General features: G+C 68.0%; 19 protein-coding genes. 16 read left to right on the top strand and 3 right to left on the bottom strand.

What is annotated here, in order from left to right:
* Positions 1 to 28: 28 nt before the first annotated feature.
* Complete coding sequence (gene folE / locus BrevBR_RS11380) at positions 29 to 718, bottom strand: GTP cyclohydrolase I FolE (protein ID WP_332638583.1); 690 nt, start codon at positions 716 to 718, stop codon at positions 29 to 31.
* A gap of 170 nt (positions 719 to 888) precedes the next feature.
* Here folE and fliQ point away from each other — a divergent pair, with 170 nt between their 5' ends.
* The 11 genes from fliQ to BrevBR_RS11325 all read left to right on the top strand — a co-directional run bounded on the left by fliQ (position 889) and on the right by BrevBR_RS11325 (position 11,856).
* Complete coding sequence (gene fliQ, locus BrevBR_RS11375; RefSeq protein ID WP_292099068.1) at positions 889 to 1,152, top strand: flagellar biosynthesis protein FliQ; 264 nt, start codon at positions 889 to 891, stop codon at positions 1,150 to 1,152.
* An 11-nt stretch (positions 1,153 to 1,163) separates the two neighbouring features.
* Complete coding sequence (gene fliR, locus BrevBR_RS11370) at positions 1,164 to 1,946, top strand: flagellar biosynthetic protein FliR (RefSeq protein ID WP_340001013.1); 783 nt, start codon at positions 1,164 to 1,166, stop codon at positions 1,944 to 1,946.
* Positions 1,939 to 3,015 (top strand): flagellar biosynthesis protein FlhB, encoded by a 1,077-nt coding sequence (gene flhB, locus BrevBR_RS11365; RefSeq protein ID WP_340001012.1) that lies wholly within the window; start codon positions 1,939 to 1,941, stop codon positions 3,013 to 3,015. Before fliR ends, flhB begins: the two co-directional genes overlap by 8 nt.
* A gap of 94 nt (positions 3,016 to 3,109) precedes the next feature.
* On the top strand, positions 3,110 to 4,756 hold the full coding sequence (gene fliF / locus BrevBR_RS11360; protein WP_332638580.1) for a flagellar basal-body MS-ring/collar protein FliF: 1,647 nt from the start codon (positions 3,110 to 3,112) through the stop codon (positions 4,754 to 4,756).
* Complete coding sequence (gene fliG, locus BrevBR_RS11355) at positions 4,756 to 5,793, top strand: flagellar motor switch protein FliG (RefSeq protein WP_332638578.1); 1,038 nt, start codon at positions 4,756 to 4,758, stop codon at positions 5,791 to 5,793. The genes fliF and fliG overlap by 1 nt, the downstream gene beginning before the upstream one ends.
* 1 nt (position 5,794) lies before the next feature.
* The gene (locus BrevBR_RS11350) at positions 5,795 to 6,463 is read left to right on the top strand and encodes a flagellar assembly protein FlbE (RefSeq protein ID WP_332638577.1); all 669 of its coding nucleotides are present in this window, start codon (positions 5,795 to 5,797) and stop codon (positions 6,461 to 6,463) included.
* A complete protein-coding gene (gene fliN / locus BrevBR_RS11345) occupies positions 6,464 to 6,796 on the top strand; it encodes a flagellar motor switch protein FliN (RefSeq protein ID WP_332638576.1) in 333 nt (110 codons plus the stop codon).
* 36 nt (positions 6,797 to 6,832) lie between these two features.
* Positions 6,833 to 8,227 carry a sigma-54-dependent transcriptional regulator FlbD gene (flbD, locus tag BrevBR_RS11340; RefSeq protein WP_340001010.1) on the top strand — a complete coding sequence of 465 codons (1,395 nt, stop codon included), beginning with the start codon at positions 6,833 to 6,835 and terminating at the stop codon, positions 8,225 to 8,227.
* A gap of 14 nt (positions 8,228 to 8,241) precedes the next feature.
* Positions 8,242 to 9,135 (top strand): class A beta-lactamase, encoded by an 894-nt coding sequence (bla, locus tag BrevBR_RS11335; RefSeq protein ID WP_340001009.1) that lies wholly within the window; start codon positions 8,242 to 8,244, stop codon positions 9,133 to 9,135.
* A 20-nt stretch (positions 9,136 to 9,155) separates the two neighbouring features.
* The gene (gene flhA, locus BrevBR_RS11330; protein ID WP_340001195.1) at positions 9,156 to 11,249 is read left to right on the top strand and encodes a flagellar biosynthesis protein FlhA; all 2,094 of its coding nucleotides are present in this window, start codon (positions 9,156 to 9,158) and stop codon (positions 11,247 to 11,249) included.
* A gap of 52 nt (positions 11,250 to 11,301) precedes the next feature.
* A complete protein-coding gene (locus BrevBR_RS11325) occupies positions 11,302 to 11,856 on the top strand; it encodes an SRPBCC family protein (RefSeq protein ID WP_332638573.1) in 555 nt (184 codons plus the stop codon).
* Here BrevBR_RS11325 and BrevBR_RS11320 read toward each other — a convergent pair whose 3' ends face one another.
* Positions 11,857 to 12,567, bottom strand: coding sequence for a hypothetical protein (locus BrevBR_RS11320; RefSeq protein WP_332638572.1), 711 nt, complete (start codon positions 12,565 to 12,567; stop codon positions 11,857 to 11,859). It lies immediately after the preceding gene.
* A 116-nt stretch (positions 12,568 to 12,683) separates the two neighbouring features.
* On the opposite strand from BrevBR_RS11320, the gene BrevBR_RS11315 reads away from it, so the two are divergent.
* The 5 genes from BrevBR_RS11315 to BrevBR_RS11295 all read left to right on the top strand — a co-directional run bounded on the left by BrevBR_RS11315 (position 12,684) and on the right by BrevBR_RS11295 (position 16,431).
* Positions 12,684 to 14,213, top strand: a complete 1,530-nt coding sequence (locus BrevBR_RS11315) for a sensor histidine kinase (protein WP_340001008.1) — start codon at positions 12,684 to 12,686, stop codon at positions 14,211 to 14,213.
* Positions 14,213 to 14,638: a response regulator gene (locus BrevBR_RS11310; RefSeq protein WP_332638569.1), complete on the top strand. Its 426-nt coding sequence runs from the start codon at positions 14,213 to 14,215 to the stop codon at positions 14,636 to 14,638. Before BrevBR_RS11315 ends, BrevBR_RS11310 begins: the two co-directional genes overlap by 1 nt.
* 7 nt (positions 14,639 to 14,645) lie before the next feature.
* Complete coding sequence (locus BrevBR_RS11305) at positions 14,646 to 15,692, top strand: sensor histidine kinase (protein WP_332638568.1); 1,047 nt, start codon at positions 14,646 to 14,648, stop codon at positions 15,690 to 15,692.
* Between the two features lie 23 nt (positions 15,693 to 15,715).
* Complete coding sequence (locus BrevBR_RS11300; RefSeq protein ID WP_332638567.1) at positions 15,716 to 16,159, top strand: NUDIX domain-containing protein; 444 nt, start codon at positions 15,716 to 15,718, stop codon at positions 16,157 to 16,159.
* Between the two features lie 89 nt (positions 16,160 to 16,248).
* Positions 16,249 to 16,431 (top strand): CsbD family protein, encoded by a 183-nt coding sequence (locus BrevBR_RS11295; RefSeq protein WP_332638566.1) that lies wholly within the window; start codon positions 16,249 to 16,251, stop codon positions 16,429 to 16,431.
* A 58-nt stretch (positions 16,432 to 16,489) separates the two neighbouring features.
* Here BrevBR_RS11295 and BrevBR_RS11290 read toward each other — a convergent pair whose 3' ends face one another.
* The gene (locus tag BrevBR_RS11290) at positions 16,490 to 17,005 is read right to left on the bottom strand and encodes a hypothetical protein (RefSeq protein ID WP_340001007.1); all 516 of its coding nucleotides are present in this window, start codon (positions 17,003 to 17,005) and stop codon (positions 16,490 to 16,492) included.
* Between the last annotated feature and the right edge of the window lie 13 nt (positions 17,006 to 17,018).

The raw sequence follows: 17,018 nt of genomic DNA, 5'->3' as shown, positions 1-17,018 counted from the left end.
TCGATAGAGGGGCCGAAGACCAGAGGCCTCAGCCGCCCCGCACCAGCCTCAGGAATTCCTCCCGCGTCCGCGCGTCGTCGCGCAGCACGCCGGTCAGATGGCTGGTGATCAGACTGGTGCCGGGGGCGTTGACGCCGCGCAGGGTCATACAGCTGTGCTCGGCCTCGATCACCACGCCGACACCCTGGGGCTGAAGCACTTCCTGGATGGCCTTGGCGATCTCGGACGTCATCTTCTCCTGGATCTGCAGCCGGCGGGCGTAGCCCCGCACCACCCGCGCCAGCTTGGAAATGCCGACGACCCGGTCGGTGGGCAGATAGGCGACATGGGCGCGGCCGATCACCGGCAGCATGTGGTGCTCGCATACGCTGACGAAACGGATGTCCCTGAGCACGATCAGTTCGTCATAGCCGCCGACTTCCTCGAAGGTCCGTTCGAGATATTCGCGCGGGTCCACGTCATAGCCGGCGTACATCTCGCGATAGCTGCGCATCACCCGGTCGGGGGTGTCGGCCAGGCCCTCGCGGTCCGGATCGTCGCCGGTCCAGCGGATCAGGGTGCGGACGGCGGCGCGCACCTCGTCCTCGCCCGGCAGGTCCGTTTCGGGCCGCTGGCCGCCGCGGCGGGGCAGGGGGGTGCCGGCGGCGCGCGCCAGGGCTTCGCGTTCCCGCCAGCTGCCGTCGCAGTCTGCATCATGGACGTGGCGGGGGTCGGTCATGGGGAATCCTCAACGCGGCGACTGCGGCCTTAGCTGGGGCGTCATGACATCAGGGCAAGGCCCTCGTCCATCCTAACGGCTCGTTAACCACGCTCCCGGCATTTTCTGCCCGGTTCGGCCTCAAGCAGGCCGAAGGCCGACAGGCCAGTGTAATGCGGAGTAGGATTTCGATGAACGGCGCGGAAGTACTGGATGTGGGCCGCGACGCCCTGTGGCTGACGATCCAGCTCTGCCTGCCCGTACTGCTGGTCGGTCTGGTGGTCGGCGTGGTCATCGGCCTGGTCCAGGCCCTGACCCAGATCCAGGAACAGACCCTGATCTACGCGCCCAAGATCATCGCCATCTTTGTGGCCCTTCTGCTGTTCCTGCCGCTGATGGGCGCCCTGCTGGGCGGCTTCATGCGCGAGATCGCCGCCCGCATCGCCGGCATGTGATCGTCTGACCGGTGGAGCCTTACGCCACATCGGATCAGGTCTGGCAGGGCGCGCTGATCTTCGCGCGGATCGGCGCGGTCCTGATGATGCTGCCGGGCGTGGGCGAGAGCTACGTGCCGCCGCGCATCCGCCTGTCGCTGGCGCTGGTGGTGTCGCTTGCCCTGTGGCCGGTCATTTCCGGCGTGTTGCCGGCCCTGCCGGCCAGCGTCGGCGGCATGGCCGGATGGATCATCCGCGAGGTCATCGTCGGCCTGATGATCGGCGCCCTGCTGCGCAGCTTCACCACCGCGCTGGCCACGGCGGGCGAGATCGTGGCCCTGCAGACCACCCTGGCCTTCGCCCAGACCGCCAACCCGATGCAGGCCCAGCCGGGCGCGACCCTGGCGGCCTTCCTGATGTTGCTGGGCACCACCCTGGTGTTCGCCACCAACACCCATCACCTGTTCATCGCCGGACTGGTCGGCTCGTATGAGCTGATCGCTCCGGCCCGGCCGCTGGTGACCGGCGACTTCGCCGAACTGGCCATCCGCACCCTGGGCGACGCCTTCATGCTGGGGGTCCAGCTGGCGGCGCCCCTGCTGGTCTTCGCCCTGATCTTCAACATCGCCTCGGGACTGATCGGCCGGGTCATGCCGCAGTTCCAGGTCTTCTTCGCCGCCGCCCCGCTCAGCATCATCCTGGGCCTGTCGGTCTTCGCCCTCAGCCTCGGCGTGATGGGTACGGTCTTCATCGACCGCTACCGCGCCCTGGCCCAGCTCTTCGTCGCCGGATCGGGAGGGACTGCCGGTGGCTGAAGGCGCCGATCCCGAGTCGAAGACAGAAGAGGCGACACCCCGAAAACTCGAGGACGCGCGGAAAAAGGGCGACGTCGCCAAGTCGCCCGACGTCGCCTCGGCCCTGTCGCTGGCGGGCGCGTCCGCGGCCGTGCTGATGACCGGCGGATATTTCGCCACCTCGATGGCCGAGCAGTTCCTGCCCTTCATCGCCTCGCCCCATATGATGCTGGGCGGGCTGGAGACGGGGGCCGGAGTCGAGATCGGCGTGACCGCGCTGTGGGCCGTGGCGCCCTTCTTCGGCGTGGTGATGCTGGCCACCATTCTCGGCGGGGTCGGCGGCAATGTCGCCCAGTCCGGCCTGATCTTCACCGCTGAAAAGCTGAAGCCCGACTGGTCCAAGGTCAGTCCGCTCAAGGGCTTCAAACGCATCTTCGGTCCCGACGGCCTGGTGCAGTTCCTCAAGACCTTCATCAAGCTGGTGGCCGTCGGCGTCATCTGCTGGTTGGTGCTGAAGCCGCATCTGCGCGAGCTGGAGAACATGGCCGCCATGCCGCCGGCGATGATCCTGCCGATGGCGCGCGACCTGATTCTGGCGCTGGTGACCTCGACCCTGATCCTGCTCGGCTTCACTGCGGGGGCCGATTTCCTGTGGCAGAAATTCCGCTTCGCCGAGCGGATGAAGATGACCAAGGAAGAGATCAAGGAAGACTACAAGCAGTCCGAGGGCGATCCGCACGTCAAGGCCAAGCTGAAACAGATCCGGGCCCAGCGCAGCCGCCAGCGGATGATGCAGAACGTGCCGAAAGCCACGGTCATCGTCACCAACCCGACCCACTATTCCGTCGCCCTGCGCTACGAGCCGGGCGAGGGCGATCCGGCCCCGGTCTGCGTCGCCAAGGGCGTCGACGCCCTGGCCCTGCGCATCCGGGAGGTCGGGCGGGAACACAATGTGCCGATCGTCGAGAACGTGCCCCTGGCGCGCGCCCTCTACGCCGCCGTAGAGGTGGACGAGACCATCCCCCGCGAACATTTCGAAGCGGCCGCCAAGGTCATCGGCTTCGTGATGCAAAAGCGGAAGAAGCGGTGATCGTTCAAGACTCTTAACCCGGCATTTACCATGAGCCCGGCAGTTTCTGCCTGGCGGGCCTGAGTCAGTACCCGCGAGTATCGGGGCGGGACGCGTGGGCGGCTTCACGGCGGCGTTGCAGAGATTCGGGATCGGTCGGCTGACCGTGGTGCTGGGCGTCGCCGCCGGCATCACGATCGCTCTCATCCTGATCATGATGCGGGTCGGCCAGGCCCCCGACGCCCTGCTGTACTCCAACCTCGACCTGCAGGAGGCCTCCGAAGTCACCTCGGCGCTCGACAGCGCCGGTATCAAATATTCGTCGAAAGGCGACGGCTCGACCATCTTCGTCAGTCGCGATCAGGTGGGCGAGGCCCGCATGCTGGTCGCGGGCAAGGGCCTGGTGACCTCGGGCAGCGTCGGCTACGAGATTTTCGACAACCAGTCGGTGCTGGGCCAGACCGAGTTCCAGCAGAACCTCAACGCCAAGCGCGCGCTTGAGGGCGAACTGTCCCGCACCATCATGAGCATGCGCGGCATCAACTCCGCCCGCGTCATGATCGCCCTGCCGCAGCGCGAACTGTTCCAGTCTGAAGCCGCCGCCCCGACCGCCTCCATTGTCGTCGGCGTCACCGGCGGCCAGCTGGCCGCCGCCCAGGTCCAGGCCATCCGCAACGTGGTCGCCTCCTCGGTGCCGAACCTGAAGCCGGAAAAGGTCACCCTGACCGACACCTCCAACCGCACCCTGGCCGCCGGCTCGGACGCCGAGGGCTTCAGCGCCGCCTCCGCCCAGGACGCGCAGGAAACCACCGAGGCCCGACTGCAGGCCCGTATCAAGGACATCGTCGAGGGCGTCGTCGGCGTCGGCGGCGCACGCGTCCAGGTCACGGCCGATATCGATCACAGCCGCTCGACCACCCAGGAACAGCGTTACGACCCGGACGGCCAGGTCGTGCGCTCGACCTCGACCAACGGCACCGAGTCCAGCGACACCACCCCGACCTCGGACGGCGGAGCCACGGCGACCAACAACATCCCCGGCGGCGCGGCGGCCGACGCGGGCACGGCCGGCTCGCGCGACACCGCCAACACCGAGACCACCAACTACGAAATCTCCAACACCACCACGACGACGGTCAAGGAAGCCGGCGAGATCAAACGCCTCGCCGTCTCGGTCGCCGTCGACGGCAAATGGACCCCCGGCGCCAATGGCGCGGCTCCGACCTACGCCGCCCGCACCCCCGCCGAGATCGAACAGATCAAGGCCCTGGTCTCCGCCGCCGTCGGCATCGACGAGACGCGCGGCGACAAGATCGAAGTGCTGAACACCCGCTTCAACCGCGACCTGGCCGTGGTCGGCGGCGAGGAGGCCAAATCCTCGCTGTTCGACTTCACCAAGAACGACCTGATGCGGGGCGTCGAGCTGCTGGTCCTGCTGATCACCGGCGTCCTGCTGATCTTCTTCGTCCTGCGTCCGCTGCTGAAGTCGGCTTCGGGCGGCGGCGCCGGCGGGGCTATGCAGCTGGCCGGCGGCCTGCCTGGCGGCGGCTCGGTCACTTCGCTGCAGACGACCATCATGGGCGGCCCCTCCGCGCCGATGCATCAGCTGACCGGCCCGCCGTCGGACATGGAGCAGCGCCTGGACATCGCCCGCATTGAGGGTCAGGTGAAGGCGTCGTCGGTCAAGAAGGTCGCGGACTTCGTCGAGAAACACCCTGACGAATCCACCTCGATCCTGCGCAGCTGGGTGCACGAAGGCTGATGGCGGCGCGCCTCGTTTCCAAGAAGCCGGCCGTCGAGGACGCCAGGAAGCTGACGGGGCCTGAAAAGGCCGCCGTCATCCTGCTTTCGCTCGGCGAGGACCACACCCGGCTGTGGCAGGGCCTGGACGACGACGAGATCAAGGAAATCTCCCAGGCCATGGCCAGCCTCGGCACGGTCAGCTCCGCCGTCGTCGAGGAGCTGATGGTCGAGTTCGTCTCGGGCATGAGCGGCTCGGGCTCGGTCATGGGCAGTTTCGAACAGACCCAGCGACTGCTGGCCTCCTTCATGCCGTCCGAGCGCGTCGAAGGGCTGATGGAGGAGATCCGCGGTCCCGCCGGCCGGACCATGTGGGACAAGCTCGGCAATGTGAACGAGGCCGTCCTCGCCAACTATCTGAAGAACGAATACCCCCAGACCGTCGCGGTCGTCCTGTCCAAGATCAAGCCGGACCACGCCGCCCGCGTCCTGACCAGCCTGCCCGAGGACTTCGCCCTCGAATGCGTCCAGCGGATGCTGCGCATGGAGCCGGTCCAGCGCGATATCCTGGACAAGATCGAGCAGACGCTGCGCACCGAATTCATGTCGAACCTGGCCCGCACCTCCAAGCGCGACAGCCACGAGATGATGGCCGACATCTTCAACAGCTTCGACCGCCAGACCGAGGCTCGCTTCATTGGCGCGCTGGAGGAACGCAACCGCGAGGCGGCCGAGCGCATCCGCGCCCTGATGTTCGTCTTCGAGGATCTGGCCAAGCTTGACCCGGGCGGCATCCAGACCCTACTGCGCGGCGTCGAGAAGGATTCCCTGGCCCTGGCGCTCAAGGGGTCGTCGGAATCCCTGCGCGAACTCTTCTTCTCCAACATGTCCGAGCGCGCCTCCAAGATCATGCGCGAGGACATGGAATCGATGGGTCCCGTCCGCCTCAAGGACGTCGATCAGGCCCAGATGGCCATGGTCCAGGTCGCCAAGGATCTCGCCGCCAAGGGCGAAATCATGCTGGTGGGCCAAGGCGGCGACGACGAGCTGATCTACTGACATGACCTCTCAGCCGCTCAGCACCCCCTTCGCCTTCGACACCGAGTTCGACGCCTCCGGCGTGGTCCTCCAGACCTCGTCCTTCCGTCCGACCAAACGCTCCTACGCGCCGCTCGAGGTCGACGCCCTGATCGCCCAGGCCCGGATCGAGGCCCGGGAGGAAGCTTTGGCCGAGAGCGCCAACATCCAGGCCATGGCCCTGTCGGCCATCGCCCAGGCGCTGGACACAGCTATCCCCGCCCTGACCCAGGTGGCCCACGCCCACCGCGAACAGTCGGCCGACCTGGCCCTGTCCGCCGCCCGCGTGGTCGCCGCCTCCGCCCTGGACCGTTTCCCCGCCGCGCCGCTTCAGGCCGCGCTGGAAGCCCTGGGCCAGGAGGTCGACTCCTCGCCGCGTCTGGTCATCCGCACCGGCGATCTGGACGACGCCACCCGCGCCCATATCCAGCAGCTGTGCGCAGACGCCGGCTTCTCCGGCGTCGTGGCCTTCCGCAACGAGCCCGGGATGCCCGCCGCGGCCTTCCAGCTGGAGTGGGCCGACGGCCGCGCCGCCTTCGACCCCGCCGAAGCCTTCGCCCGCATCGGCGAGGCTCTGAACTCCGCCCTGGCCGCCGAAGCCGGCCATGCCGAACCCATGACCCCTGAAACCTCTCTGGAAGGGAAGCCGTAGATGGCGTCCGACACCATGTCCCTGGAGGAGTTCCCGGACTCCACCGCAATGGCCATCGCCGAAGAGGCGTTCGACAAGACCGCCAGCGATCTGGCGCCCGTCTTCGACGTGCCGGTCAATATCTCGGCCGTGCTCGGCAAGGCCCACATGTCCGTGGCCCAGTTGCTGAAGCTGAACCGGGGCTCGGTGCTGCAACTGGACCGCAAGGTCGGCGAGGCCATCGACATCTTCGTCAACAACCGTCTGGTCGCCCGCGGCGAGGTCGTCGTCGTCGAGGACCGGCTGGGCGTGACCATGACGGAAATCATCAAGACGGAAGACAGCGGCGCCTGATCGGCCGCCGTGTGTAAAGATTAGAGGAGAAGACCCATGCGGCTTCTGGTGGTTGGCAGGCTCAGCGGACAGCTGGCGACGGCGGTGAAGATGGCCATGGCGCACGGCGCCAAGGTCAGCCACGTCGAGCGCGGCGATCAGGCGACGGAACAGCTGCGCCGGGGGCAGGGCGCCGACCTGCTGATGGTCGACTACCGCGTCGACATCGCCGCCCTGATCGCCGCCAACGAGGCCGAGCGCATCCATGTGCCGGTGGTGGCCTGCGGGGTCGACGCCGACGCGACCGACGCGGCCAACGCCATCCGCGCCGGGGCCAAGGAGTTCATTCCCCTTCCGCCTGAAGCCGATCTGATCGCCGCCGTCCTGTCCGCCGTGGCCGACGACGACCGCCCGCTGATCTCGGCCGATCCGTCGATGAAGGCGGTGGTCATGCTGGCCGACCAGGTCGCGCGCTCGGAAGCCTCCATCCTGATCACCGGCGAAAGCGGCGTCGGCAAGGAAGTGATGGCCCGCTACCTGCACGCCGGATCGAAGCGCGCCGAACGCCCGTTCATCAGCGTCAACTGCGCCGCCATTCCCGACAATCTGCTGGAGTCCGAACTGTTCGGGCACGAGAAGGGCGCCTTCACCGGCGCCATGGCCCGCCGCATCGGCAAGTTCGAGGAGGCCGACGGCGGCACCCTGCTGCTGGACGAAATCTCCGAGATGGACGTCCGCCTGCAGGCCAAGCTGCTGCGCGCCATCCAGGAGCGGGTCATCGACCGCGTCGGCGGGACGAAGCCCGTCCCGGTCAACATCCGCATCATCGCCACGTCCAACCGCGACCTGGCCAAGTCGGTGGCCGAGGGGACCTTCCGCGAGGACCTGCTGTACCGGCTGAACGTCGTGAACCTGCGCCTGCCGGCCCTGCGCGAGCGTCCGGGCGACATCGCGGTGCTGGCCGATCACTTCGTCAAGAAATACGCCGCCGCCAACGGCGTGCCGGTGCGGCCGATCTCCGCCGACGCCAAACGGGCGCTCGTCTCGCACCGCTGGAACGGCAACGTCCGCGAGCTGGAAAACGCCATGCACCGCGCCGTGCTGCTGGCGGTCGGACCCGAGATCGACGTCGAAGCCATCCGCCTGCCCGACGGCCAGCCGCTCAGCGCCGGCTCGCACGGCGCCGCCCATGATGCGGGCGTCGCCGGCCGCGCCGCCCATGTCGCCGACGCCGTCACCCGCGCCCACGTCGGCCAGACGGTGGCGCAGATGGAAAAGACCCTGATCCTCGACACCCTGTCGCACTGCCTCGGCAATCGCACCCATGCGGCGACCATCCTGGGCATCTCGATCCGGACCCTGCGCAACAAGCTGAACGAATACGCGGACGAGGGGACCAGCATCCCCGCGCCCCAGTCGGGCATCGCCTCCACCGGCTATGCGGCCGCCTGATCATGACCGGCGATATGGACCGCAGAAGCGTTCTGACCGGCCTCGGCGCGATCGGCGTGGCAAGCTGCGTGCGCGCCGTTGAGACGAAGGAGCCGCAAGCGGCCCCGGCGGCTCAGGAGGCTTTCGACCTCTCCGTTCTGGAGCGGGACAACGGCGGCCGGCTCGGCTTCGTCGCTCACGATACGGGCTCGGGCCGCAGGCTGGCGTGGCGTGGCGACGAGCGTTTCGTCTATTGCTCGACGTTCAAGATGTACCTCGCCGCCGCCACCTTCCTGCGCGTGCAGGCCAGGCAGGAGCGGCTCGATCGCCTGATTCCGGTGACGGCCGCCGACATGGTCAACCATGCCCCGGTGACCGAATCCGCGATCGGCGGCTCTCTCAGCGTCGAGGCGCTGATGAAGGGAACCGTCGAAGTCAGCGACAATCCCGCCGCCAACTTGCTGCTCAGGGCCATGGGCGGCATCGAGCCCATGCAGGCCTTTTATCGCTCGCTCGGCGACGACAGCACCACGGTGAACCGTTTCGAGCCCGAGATGAACCGGCTCGACGGCGACAAGGACACCATCACGCCCCTGCAGTCGGCGGCCAACATCCAGCGGTTGCTGATCGACGCCGCCACGCCCCTGTCGGCTCAGCACAAGGCGCTGCTGCTGCGCTGGATGACCGACACGCCCACGGGGACGGCGCGGATTCGGGCCGGCGTTCCCGCCGACTGGATCGTCGCCCACAAGACCGGTACCGGCGGCTACGGCCCGACCAACGACATCGGCGTTCTCTATCCGCCGGCTGGCGCGCCCGTGATCGTCGCCGCCTATTATCATGCGGCCGCTGCCGGACCCGCGGCGCGGCATGAAGCCGTCATCGCCACCGCGGCCCGACAGGCCCTGCTCGCCCTCGGTCGCACATGACCGACATACCCGCCTCGGTGATGATGAAGGACGGCTACGCCCGTCCGACCGGCCGCGACATGATGGGCTGGATCGCGCGGGGCGAGGTGGCCATGGCCATTGGCGTCATCGGCGTCATCCTGCTGCTGATCCTGCCGGTGCCGAAATTCCTGCTGGATCTGCTGCTGGCCGTTTCGCTGGTCTCGTCCGTGCTGATCCTGATGACGGCCGTGATGATGAAACGGCCGCTGGACTTCGCCATCTTCCCGACGGTGCTGCTGGTCACCACCCTGTTCCGGCTGGGTCTGAACCTGGCCTCGACCCGTCTGGTCCTGACCCATGGCCATGAGGGCCACGGGGCGGCGGGTCAGGTGATCCAGTCGTTCGGGGCCCTGATGATGGGCGGCAGTTTCATCATCGGGATCATCATCTTCGCCATCATCCTGGTGGTGAATTTCGTCGTCATCACCAAGGGCTCGACCCGCATCGCCGAGGTCTCGGCCCGCTTCACCCTAGACTCCATGCCGGGCAAGCAGATGGCCATCGACGCCGACCTGTCGTCCGGCCTGATCGACGAGGAGACCGCCAAACGCCGCCGCAAGGAGCTGGAGCAGGAATCGACCTTCTTCGGGGCCATGGACGGCGCCTCGAAATTCGTGCGCGGCGACGCCGTGGCCGGGCTGATCATCGTCTTCATCAACGCCATCGGCGGCATACTGATCGGCACGATCCAGCACGGCCTGCCGATCGGGGAAGCGGCTGACACCTATGTCGCCCTGACCATCGGCGACGGTCTGGTGACCCAGGTCCCGGCCATCGTCATCTCCATCGCCGCCGGCTTCCTGGTGTCCAAGGCGGGCGTCGAGGGCACGGCCGACAAGGCCCTGGTCGCCCAACTGGCCACCAACCCCGTCAGCCTGGGCGTCGTTTCGGGCGCTTCGGCCCTGATCGGCCTGATCCCGGGCATGCCGCTGCTGCCCTTCGCCGCCCTCGCCATCGGCACGGGCTTCATGGCCTGGAAGCTGGGCCGCGAACGGCTCAAGCCCAAACCGACCGAGGCCGAGATGGCCGCCACCGCCTCGGGTCCTCGCGAAGAGGTCGAGGAGCCGATCGGCACGGCCCTGACCATCGACGAGGTCAAGATCGAGCTGGGCTATTCCCTGCTGTCCCTGATCAACGATCTGGAGGGCCGCCGCCTGACCGATCAGGTCCGCGCCCTGCGTCGTTCGCTGGCCCAGGAGTACGGCTTCGTCATGCCCTCGGTGCGCATCCTCGACAACATGCGGCTCAGCACCCAGGGCTACGCCATTCGCATCAAGGAGATGGAGGCCGGGCAGGGCGAGGTTCGCCTCGGCTCGCTGATGGCCATGGATCCCGCCGGCCGTCAGGTCGAGCTGCCGGGCGAACACACCAGGGAACCCGCCTTTGGCCTGCCCGCCACCTGGATCGATGAAAGCCTGCGCGAGGAAGCCACCTTCCGCGGCTACACCATCGTCGACCCCTCGACCGTGCTGACCACCCACCTGACCGAGATCCTGAAGGAGAATATGGCCGACCTGCTCTCCTACGCCGAGGTGCAGAAGCTGCTGAAGGAGCTGGGGACCGAAGAGAAGAAGCTGGTCGACGAACTGATCCCCTCGGTCGTCACCGTCACCACCCTTCAGCGCGTGCTCCAGACCCTGCTGCGCGAAAAGGTCTCGATCCGTGATCTGGGCGCCATCCTGGAAGGCCTGGCCGAGGCCGCGCCGCACACCAGCTCCGTCACCACCCTGGTCGAGCACGTCCGCGGCCGTCTGGCCCGCCAGCTGTGCTGGCAGCACAAGGGCGATGACGGCGCCCTGCCGATCGTCACCCTGTCGCCGGAATGGGAGGCCGCCTTCGCCGACGCCCTGGTCGGTCAGGGCGAGGACCGCCAGCTGGCCATGGCCCCCTCACGCCTTCAGGACTTCATCCGGGCCGTCCGCGACGTGTTCGAGCGCGCCGCCATGGCCGGCGAGACCGCCGTCCTGCTGACCGGCCCGCAGATCCGCCCCTACGTCCGCTCGATCATCGAACGGTTCCGCGGACAGACCGTGGTGATGAGCCAGAACGAGGTCCACCCTCGCGCGCGGCTGCGGACGATCGGGACCGTCTAGGGAAGCCCGCCGAACGGCGGTATAAGGGTGGCGCAACTCAAGGACAGTTCCGATGCGCCTCGTCGCCCTTGTCGCCGCCCTGACCGTGATGGCGAGCGGCCCTGCCGCCGCCCAGACAGCGGGCCAACTGGTTGACACGTCCAGCGTCGAGGCGAACGGCCACCGGATCATCCAGCTGTCCGTCGAGGTGCCCGCGCCGCCGGCCCAGGTCTGGTCCGCCCTGACGACGTCGGAGGGCTGGCGCCGTCTGGGCGTCAGCTTCGCCGAGGTCGATTTCCGGACGGGCGGAATGATCGAGACCGGCTACGCCCCCGGTTCGGCGGCAGGCGCGCCGGGCAACATCGGCAATCAGATCGTCGCCTATGTGCCGGGGCGCATGCTGGCCATCCGCAATGTGAAGGCCCCGCCCGGGTTCCCGCACGCGGCCGAGTTCGCGGAAACCGCCACGGTCATGGAGCTGGACCCCGTCGGGGACGACCAGACGCGTGTGACGCTGACGGCCACCGGCTTCGCGCCCGGACCGGCTTGGGACACGCTGTACGCCTTCTTCCGGCAGGGAAACGGCCTGACTCTGGAGACGCTGCGGGACAGTTTCGCGGCGGACTGACTACCGGACCTCTGTCCAGCCGCCCGAAGAGGCGGTCCGCGCCGCGTCGTTGACCGGGCGCGCCACCAGACCCGACTGGGTGATCCAGACCTCGTACCTGGCCCCGTCGGCCATCGGCATATAGGCGCCGCCGCCGTACAGGGTGTCGACCGCGTCGACATAGCGCCGATAACGCCGCGCCGTGTCCCAGGTGCTGATCTTCCACGGCAGCCATGTGACGGACGCATCGCCGCCCGACAGCGGATGAACGCTGCGCTCGGCGTTGATCTCCTGCTCGATCGAGGCGTACCGCCCCGACAGCCGGTCCAGCCGGTACTGCGTATCCAGCCCCAGCACATTGGCCCACGGCTTCCACTTCAGCACCTGGGCCTCGATGCGCCATTCGTCGCCGTGCAGCGGATAGAGGTTGGTCACCGCGGGCGCATGCTCGCCCCGGTCGGGCTGGATCACCGTCGCCTCGAAATACTGCGGCCCCAGCTGGCGCGTCTGGATCGTGGCCACCGGCCGCTCATACGTCAGCCGGCCATAGGTCTGGATGTCCAGGGCCAGCAGGGAGGCGATCACCGCCGCCGCCATGAAGCCCGCGCCGCCGGCGCCGACCAGCAGGCCGCTGAAGAACCGGCCCTTGAACAGGCCCGCCACGCCCTTGATGAACAGGATGACGCCGAGCAGGCCGACGACCGCCGGAACGATCCACCACCACCAGACCATGTCAATCTCCCCCCGATCCTGACGAACGCACCTTTACCCTAAATCCCGAAAGCGGGCAGGGTTTCTCCCGGGACGCGACTGGACAGGCCCGAACGCGCCGCTAATGCTCGCGCCCGATGATACCGGCGCTGCGTCCCACGCTTCAGGCCCTTGGCCATTTCCTGCGCACGCCGTCGCTCAGCCGGTCCGTGGTCGCCTTGCTGTCGGGGGCCATCGCCCTGCTGCTGATCGTCAACGTCGGCGTCTTCGTGATGCTGCAGCGGACCAGCGACTTCAACGACAACGTCGAGCGGGGTCAGCGCGTCCGTCTCGCCGCGACCGAGGTGATGACCCTGTCCGTCGACGCCGAGACGGGTCAGCGCGGCTATCTGCTGACGGGCCGCGCCGAATATCTGGAACCCTATAACGCCAGCACGGACGCGCTGCCCGACCATCTGGACGAACTGGCGCGGCTCACGGCGGGAGATTCGGACCTGTCGCCGCGGGTCGAACGCCTGCGCGAACTGTCGCAGCAGCGGCTGGACGTCATCGACCGCACCATCGCCTTGGGCCGGATGGGACGGATGGGCGACGCGATCGCGATCATCCGCAATGGCTCCGGCAAGGTCGTCATGGATCAGATCCGCGCCGAGACCGCCGCCATCAATGAAATCCAGGCCACGCGTCTTCAGTTCGCCACCCGCCAGACCGAATGGGCCTCCGGCGCGACAGTTCTCGTCAACGCCATGGCCGGCCTGCTGATCCTCGCGCTGGCCGGGGTCAGCGGCTGGCTGATCCGGCGCTATGTTCAGGAGATCCAGCAGGCGCGCGACGCGCTGGACGCGATGAACGCCGGGCTTGAGCAGAAGGTCCGCGACCGCACCTTCGAACTGACCCGCGCCAACGACGAGATCCAGCGCTTCGCCTATATCGTCAGCCACGACCTGCGCGCGCCCCTGGTCAATGTCATGGGCTTCACCTCGGAACTGGAGACGGCCGGCAAGGTGATCGACCGGCAGATGACGGCGGTGGAAACCCGGGCTCCCAAACTGATCGAACAGGACGCCCTGACCGCCGTGCGCGAGGACCTGCCCGAGGCCGTCGGCTTCATCCGCGCCTCCACCGAGAAGATGGACCGGCTGATCAACGCCATCCTCAAGCTGTCGCGCGAGGGCCGCCGCAACCTGATGCCTGAAACTCTCGACATGACCGCCATGGCCCGGGGCGTGGCGGACAGCGTCCGGCATCAGACCGACGCCTCGGACGCCGAAATCGTCATCGAACCGCTCCCGCCGATCACAAGCGATCGGCTGTCGATGGAGCAGATTCTCGGCAACCTGGTCGACAACGCCGTCAAATACCTCGACCCGGCCCGTCCGGGCCGCATCCTCATCTCGGGTCGCGAGACCGGCGACGGCTGGGTCGTCTACAGCATCGCCGACAACGGGCGCGGCATTTCCGGGCGCGACCACGAGCGCATCTTCGAACTGTTCCGTCGCTCCGGAAGGCAGGACCGGGCCGGCGAGGGCCTCGGTCTGGCCTTCGTGCGCAACAGCGTCCGTCGCCTCGGCGGCGACGTCACCGTCGAGTCAGAGCTTGGAAAGGGCTCGACATTTATGCTGAAGTTCCCCACACGCCTCGTCCTCGCGGACGCTGGAGAGTACTGATGAGCACAGCCGTGAAGATCGTGATGGTCGAGGACGACCTCGGCCACGCCAAGCTGATCGAAAAGAACATCCGGCGCGCCAACATCGCCAATGACATCGCCCATTTCGCCGACGGCGGCTCGGCCATGGACTATCTGTTCAGCGAGGAAGTCCGCCTCAACGGGCCGATGCTGATCCTGCTGGACCTGAATCTGCCGGACATGTCGGGCACCGACATCCTGGAGCGGGTCAAGAACGACGAGCGCCTGCGCCGCGCCCCGGTCGTGGTCCTGACCACCACGGACGACAAGACCGAAATCCAGCGCTGCTACGATCTGGGCTGCAACGTCTACATCACAAAGCCGGTCGACTACGAAAGCTTCGCGGGCGCCATCCGTCAGTTGGGCCTGTTCCTGTCGGTCATGCAGGCGCCGGACATCGAGTGAGCATATCTTGAGGACCCAGGGGGAGGTCATCCGCCTGCTCTACATCGACGATGACCGCGGCCTGTCGCGGCTGGTCGAGAAGGAGCTGACGCGCCACGGCTTCGCCGTCGCCTGCGCCTCCGACGGGGACGCGGGTCTGGAAATCCTCGCAGAGCGCGCCGCCGATTTCGATGTCGTCGCCCTGGACCACTACATGCCGGGCCGCGAGGGTCTGGACGTCCTGCCCGACATCATCGCGCTGAACGACCCGCCGCCCGTCGTCTATGTCACCGGGGCCCAGGAAGGCCGGATCGCCGTGGCCGCCCTGCGCGCCGGCGCCGCCGACTATGTCATCAAGGACGTGTCCGAGGACTTCACCGCCCTGCTGCGCAACGCGCTGGAGGAGGCGGTGTCGCGCCGCAGGCTGCGCCGCGAGAACGAGGCGGCCCAGGAGATGGTGCGCCTCGCCCGCGACCGCGCCGAGGCCATGCTGCGCGAGGTCAACCACCGCGTCGGCAATTCCCTGCAGCTGGTTTCCAGCTTCATGTCGCTGCAGCTGCGCCAGATGACCGACGAAGGCGCCCGCTCCGCCCTGAAGGAGGCCCAGGCCCGGATCGAGGCCGTGGCCCACGTCCACCGCCGCCTCTACACGTCCGACGACATGTCCTCGGTGGCCATGGACGAATATCTGGAAGGGCTGATCGACGAACTGGGCAAGTCGGTCGGTCCCGGCGACAACTCGCCGAACATCACCCTCCGCGCCGAGCCCATGCGCGTCTCGACCGATCAGGCCGTGTCGCTGGGCGTCGTCGTCACCGAACTGGTCACCAACGCCGTCAAATACGCCTACGCCCCCGGTCAGGGCGGCGAGATCCGGGTCATTCTCAGGCCGGACGTCGACGGCCGCGCCCTGCTGACGGTCGAGGACGACGGCCCGGGCATGGGCGCAGGCAAGGCCCGCGGCACCGGTCTGGGCGGCAGGATCATCACCGCCATGGCCTCTGGCCTGCGCTCGCGGGTTGAATACGACGGCGAACACCGCGGCGTCCGCGCCCGCCTCGCCTTCGATCTTTAAGGACGCGCACGCGTTACCCGCCCATGCTCCAGTTCGGCCTTCGCGATCCTGACCTCGACTACGCCTTGCGCCCGACGGCGTTCGGCCTCGTCTTCAAGGACGGCAAACTGGCCTGCGTCCGCGTCGACCGCGGCGAGGGAAGCTATTTCGACCTGCCCGGCGGCGCCGTCGACGGCGACGAGACCGAGGAACAGGCCCTGGTCCGGGAGTTCGTCGAGGAGGCCGGCATGTTCATCCGCCCCTTCGTCCGCATCGCCGAAGCCTCCCAGTATTTCCGCAAGTCCGACGGCGCCCCGATCAACAACGCGGGCGGCTTCTGGATCGCCGAACAGCTGTCCCTGGACCCGGCCGCCAAGGTCGAGGCCGACCACGAACTGGTCTGGCTGCACCCGCATACGGCGGTCGCGCAGCTGCGCCACGACGCCCACGCCTGGGCGGTGACGGTCTGGCTGCGACGTCACGGCTAGCGGGACCATACGGAACGGCGGCCTTCGCCGTTCGCTCTTCCTGCCCAGGCGCTGTCAGTCCGACGGCGTGTCAGTCAGGAGATTTTTCCATGCCCGATCAGGATCGTATCGACGGCGCCGCAAAGAACATGGGCGGCGAGATCAAGGAAGCCGCCGGCAAGCTCACCGGCGACGAGAAGCTGAAGGCGGAAGGCCGCGCCGATCAGGCCGAGGGCAAGATCCAGAATGCCGTCGGCGGGTTGAAAGACACCATCCGCGACCACCGCAACTAGGTTTCGCGTTCACCGACCGCAACGCCGTCCGCATCGCGGGCGGCGTTCGCGCGTCCGGTCAGTCGCCGAACAGCTTGATCTTGAGGCCTTCCTGCGTCGGAGCGCGCCCGTCGGCGGGCCGGCATTCCTCGGTCCAGGCCACGCCGCCTTCTGGTCGGGCGCGAGGCCGGGATTCACACGTCTGTTCCTGGGGCCTGACGTCGGCGCGGGCGGGGCGGTCGGGCGCGCCGCATTGCAGGGCGTAGCGGTCGCCCGCCGCCGCCAGCCGGCATTCGTCCGGCGCGCCGGCCGGAGCCAGCCCCGGCGGCAGGGCGTCCCCCAGATTGGCGGCCAGCGCGGCCCGCACCCGCGCCTGACAGGCCTCCATCGATTCCGACGCCTTGCGGATCAGCGGGCTGCACTCGGCGCGCTCATAGCCATAAGGGTCAGCGCGGGCGCTGTCGGGGATGGCGGGGATTTCAACGGGCGCGGCGGCCACGGGCGGAGGCGCCGGTTCTTCCCACACGACCTGACCGGTCGCGGCGGGCAGGGGAGCCGCCTGCTGGAGAATGACGGCGAACACGATGGCGAGCATGGCGGACCCTCCG

This window comes from Brevundimonas sp. BR2-1 (assembly GCF_037626195.1).
Taxonomy (GTDB): domain Bacteria; phylum Pseudomonadota; class Alphaproteobacteria; order Caulobacterales; family Caulobacteraceae; genus Brevundimonas.
The sequence above is the reverse complement of the archived record's forward strand: the minus strand, read 5'-3'. Positions and strand labels throughout refer to the sequence as shown.

Bases quoted from the DNA above. Each gene is read 5' to 3' on its own strand.
- folE (WP_332638583.1), bottom strand. From the start codon at position 718: ATGACCGACCCCCGCCACGTCCATGATGCAGACTGCGACGGCAGCTGG.
- fliQ (WP_292099068.1), top strand. From the start codon at position 889: ATGAACGGCGCGGAAGTACTGGATGTGGGCCGCGACGCCCTGTGGCTG.
- fliG (WP_332638578.1), top strand. From the start codon at position 4,756: ATGGCGGCGCGCCTCGTTTCCAAGAAGCCGGCCGTCGAGGACGCCAGG.
- BrevBR_RS11350 (WP_332638577.1), top strand. From the start codon at position 5,795: ATGACCTCTCAGCCGCTCAGCACCCCCTTCGCCTTCGACACCGAGTTC.
- fliN (WP_332638576.1), top strand. From the start codon at position 6,464: ATGGCGTCCGACACCATGTCCCTGGAGGAGTTCCCGGACTCCACCGCA.
- flbD (WP_340001010.1), top strand. From the start codon at position 6,833: ATGCGGCTTCTGGTGGTTGGCAGGCTCAGCGGACAGCTGGCGACGGCG.
- bla (WP_340001009.1), top strand. From the start codon at position 8,242: ATGGACCGCAGAAGCGTTCTGACCGGCCTCGGCGCGATCGGCGTGGCA.
- flhA (WP_340001195.1), top strand. From the start codon at position 9,156: ATGATGAAGGACGGCTACGCCCGTCCGACCGGCCGCGACATGATGGGC.
- BrevBR_RS11325 (WP_332638573.1), top strand. From the start codon at position 11,302: ATGCGCCTCGTCGCCCTTGTCGCCGCCCTGACCGTGATGGCGAGCGGC.
- BrevBR_RS11320 (WP_332638572.1), bottom strand. From the start codon at position 12,567: ATGGTCTGGTGGTGGTGGATCGTTCCGGCGGTCGTCGGCCTGCTCGGC.
- BrevBR_RS11315 (WP_340001008.1), top strand. From the start codon at position 12,684: ATGATACCGGCGCTGCGTCCCACGCTTCAGGCCCTTGGCCATTTCCTG.
- BrevBR_RS11310 (WP_332638569.1), top strand. From the start codon at position 14,213: ATGAGCACAGCCGTGAAGATCGTGATGGTCGAGGACGACCTCGGCCAC.
- BrevBR_RS11300 (WP_332638567.1), top strand. From the start codon at position 15,716: ATGCTCCAGTTCGGCCTTCGCGATCCTGACCTCGACTACGCCTTGCGC.
- BrevBR_RS11295 (WP_332638566.1), top strand. From the start codon at position 16,249: ATGCCCGATCAGGATCGTATCGACGGCGCCGCAAAGAACATGGGCGGC.
- BrevBR_RS11290 (WP_340001007.1), bottom strand. From the start codon at position 17,005: ATGCTCGCCATCGTGTTCGCCGTCATTCTCCAGCAGGCGGCTCCCCTG.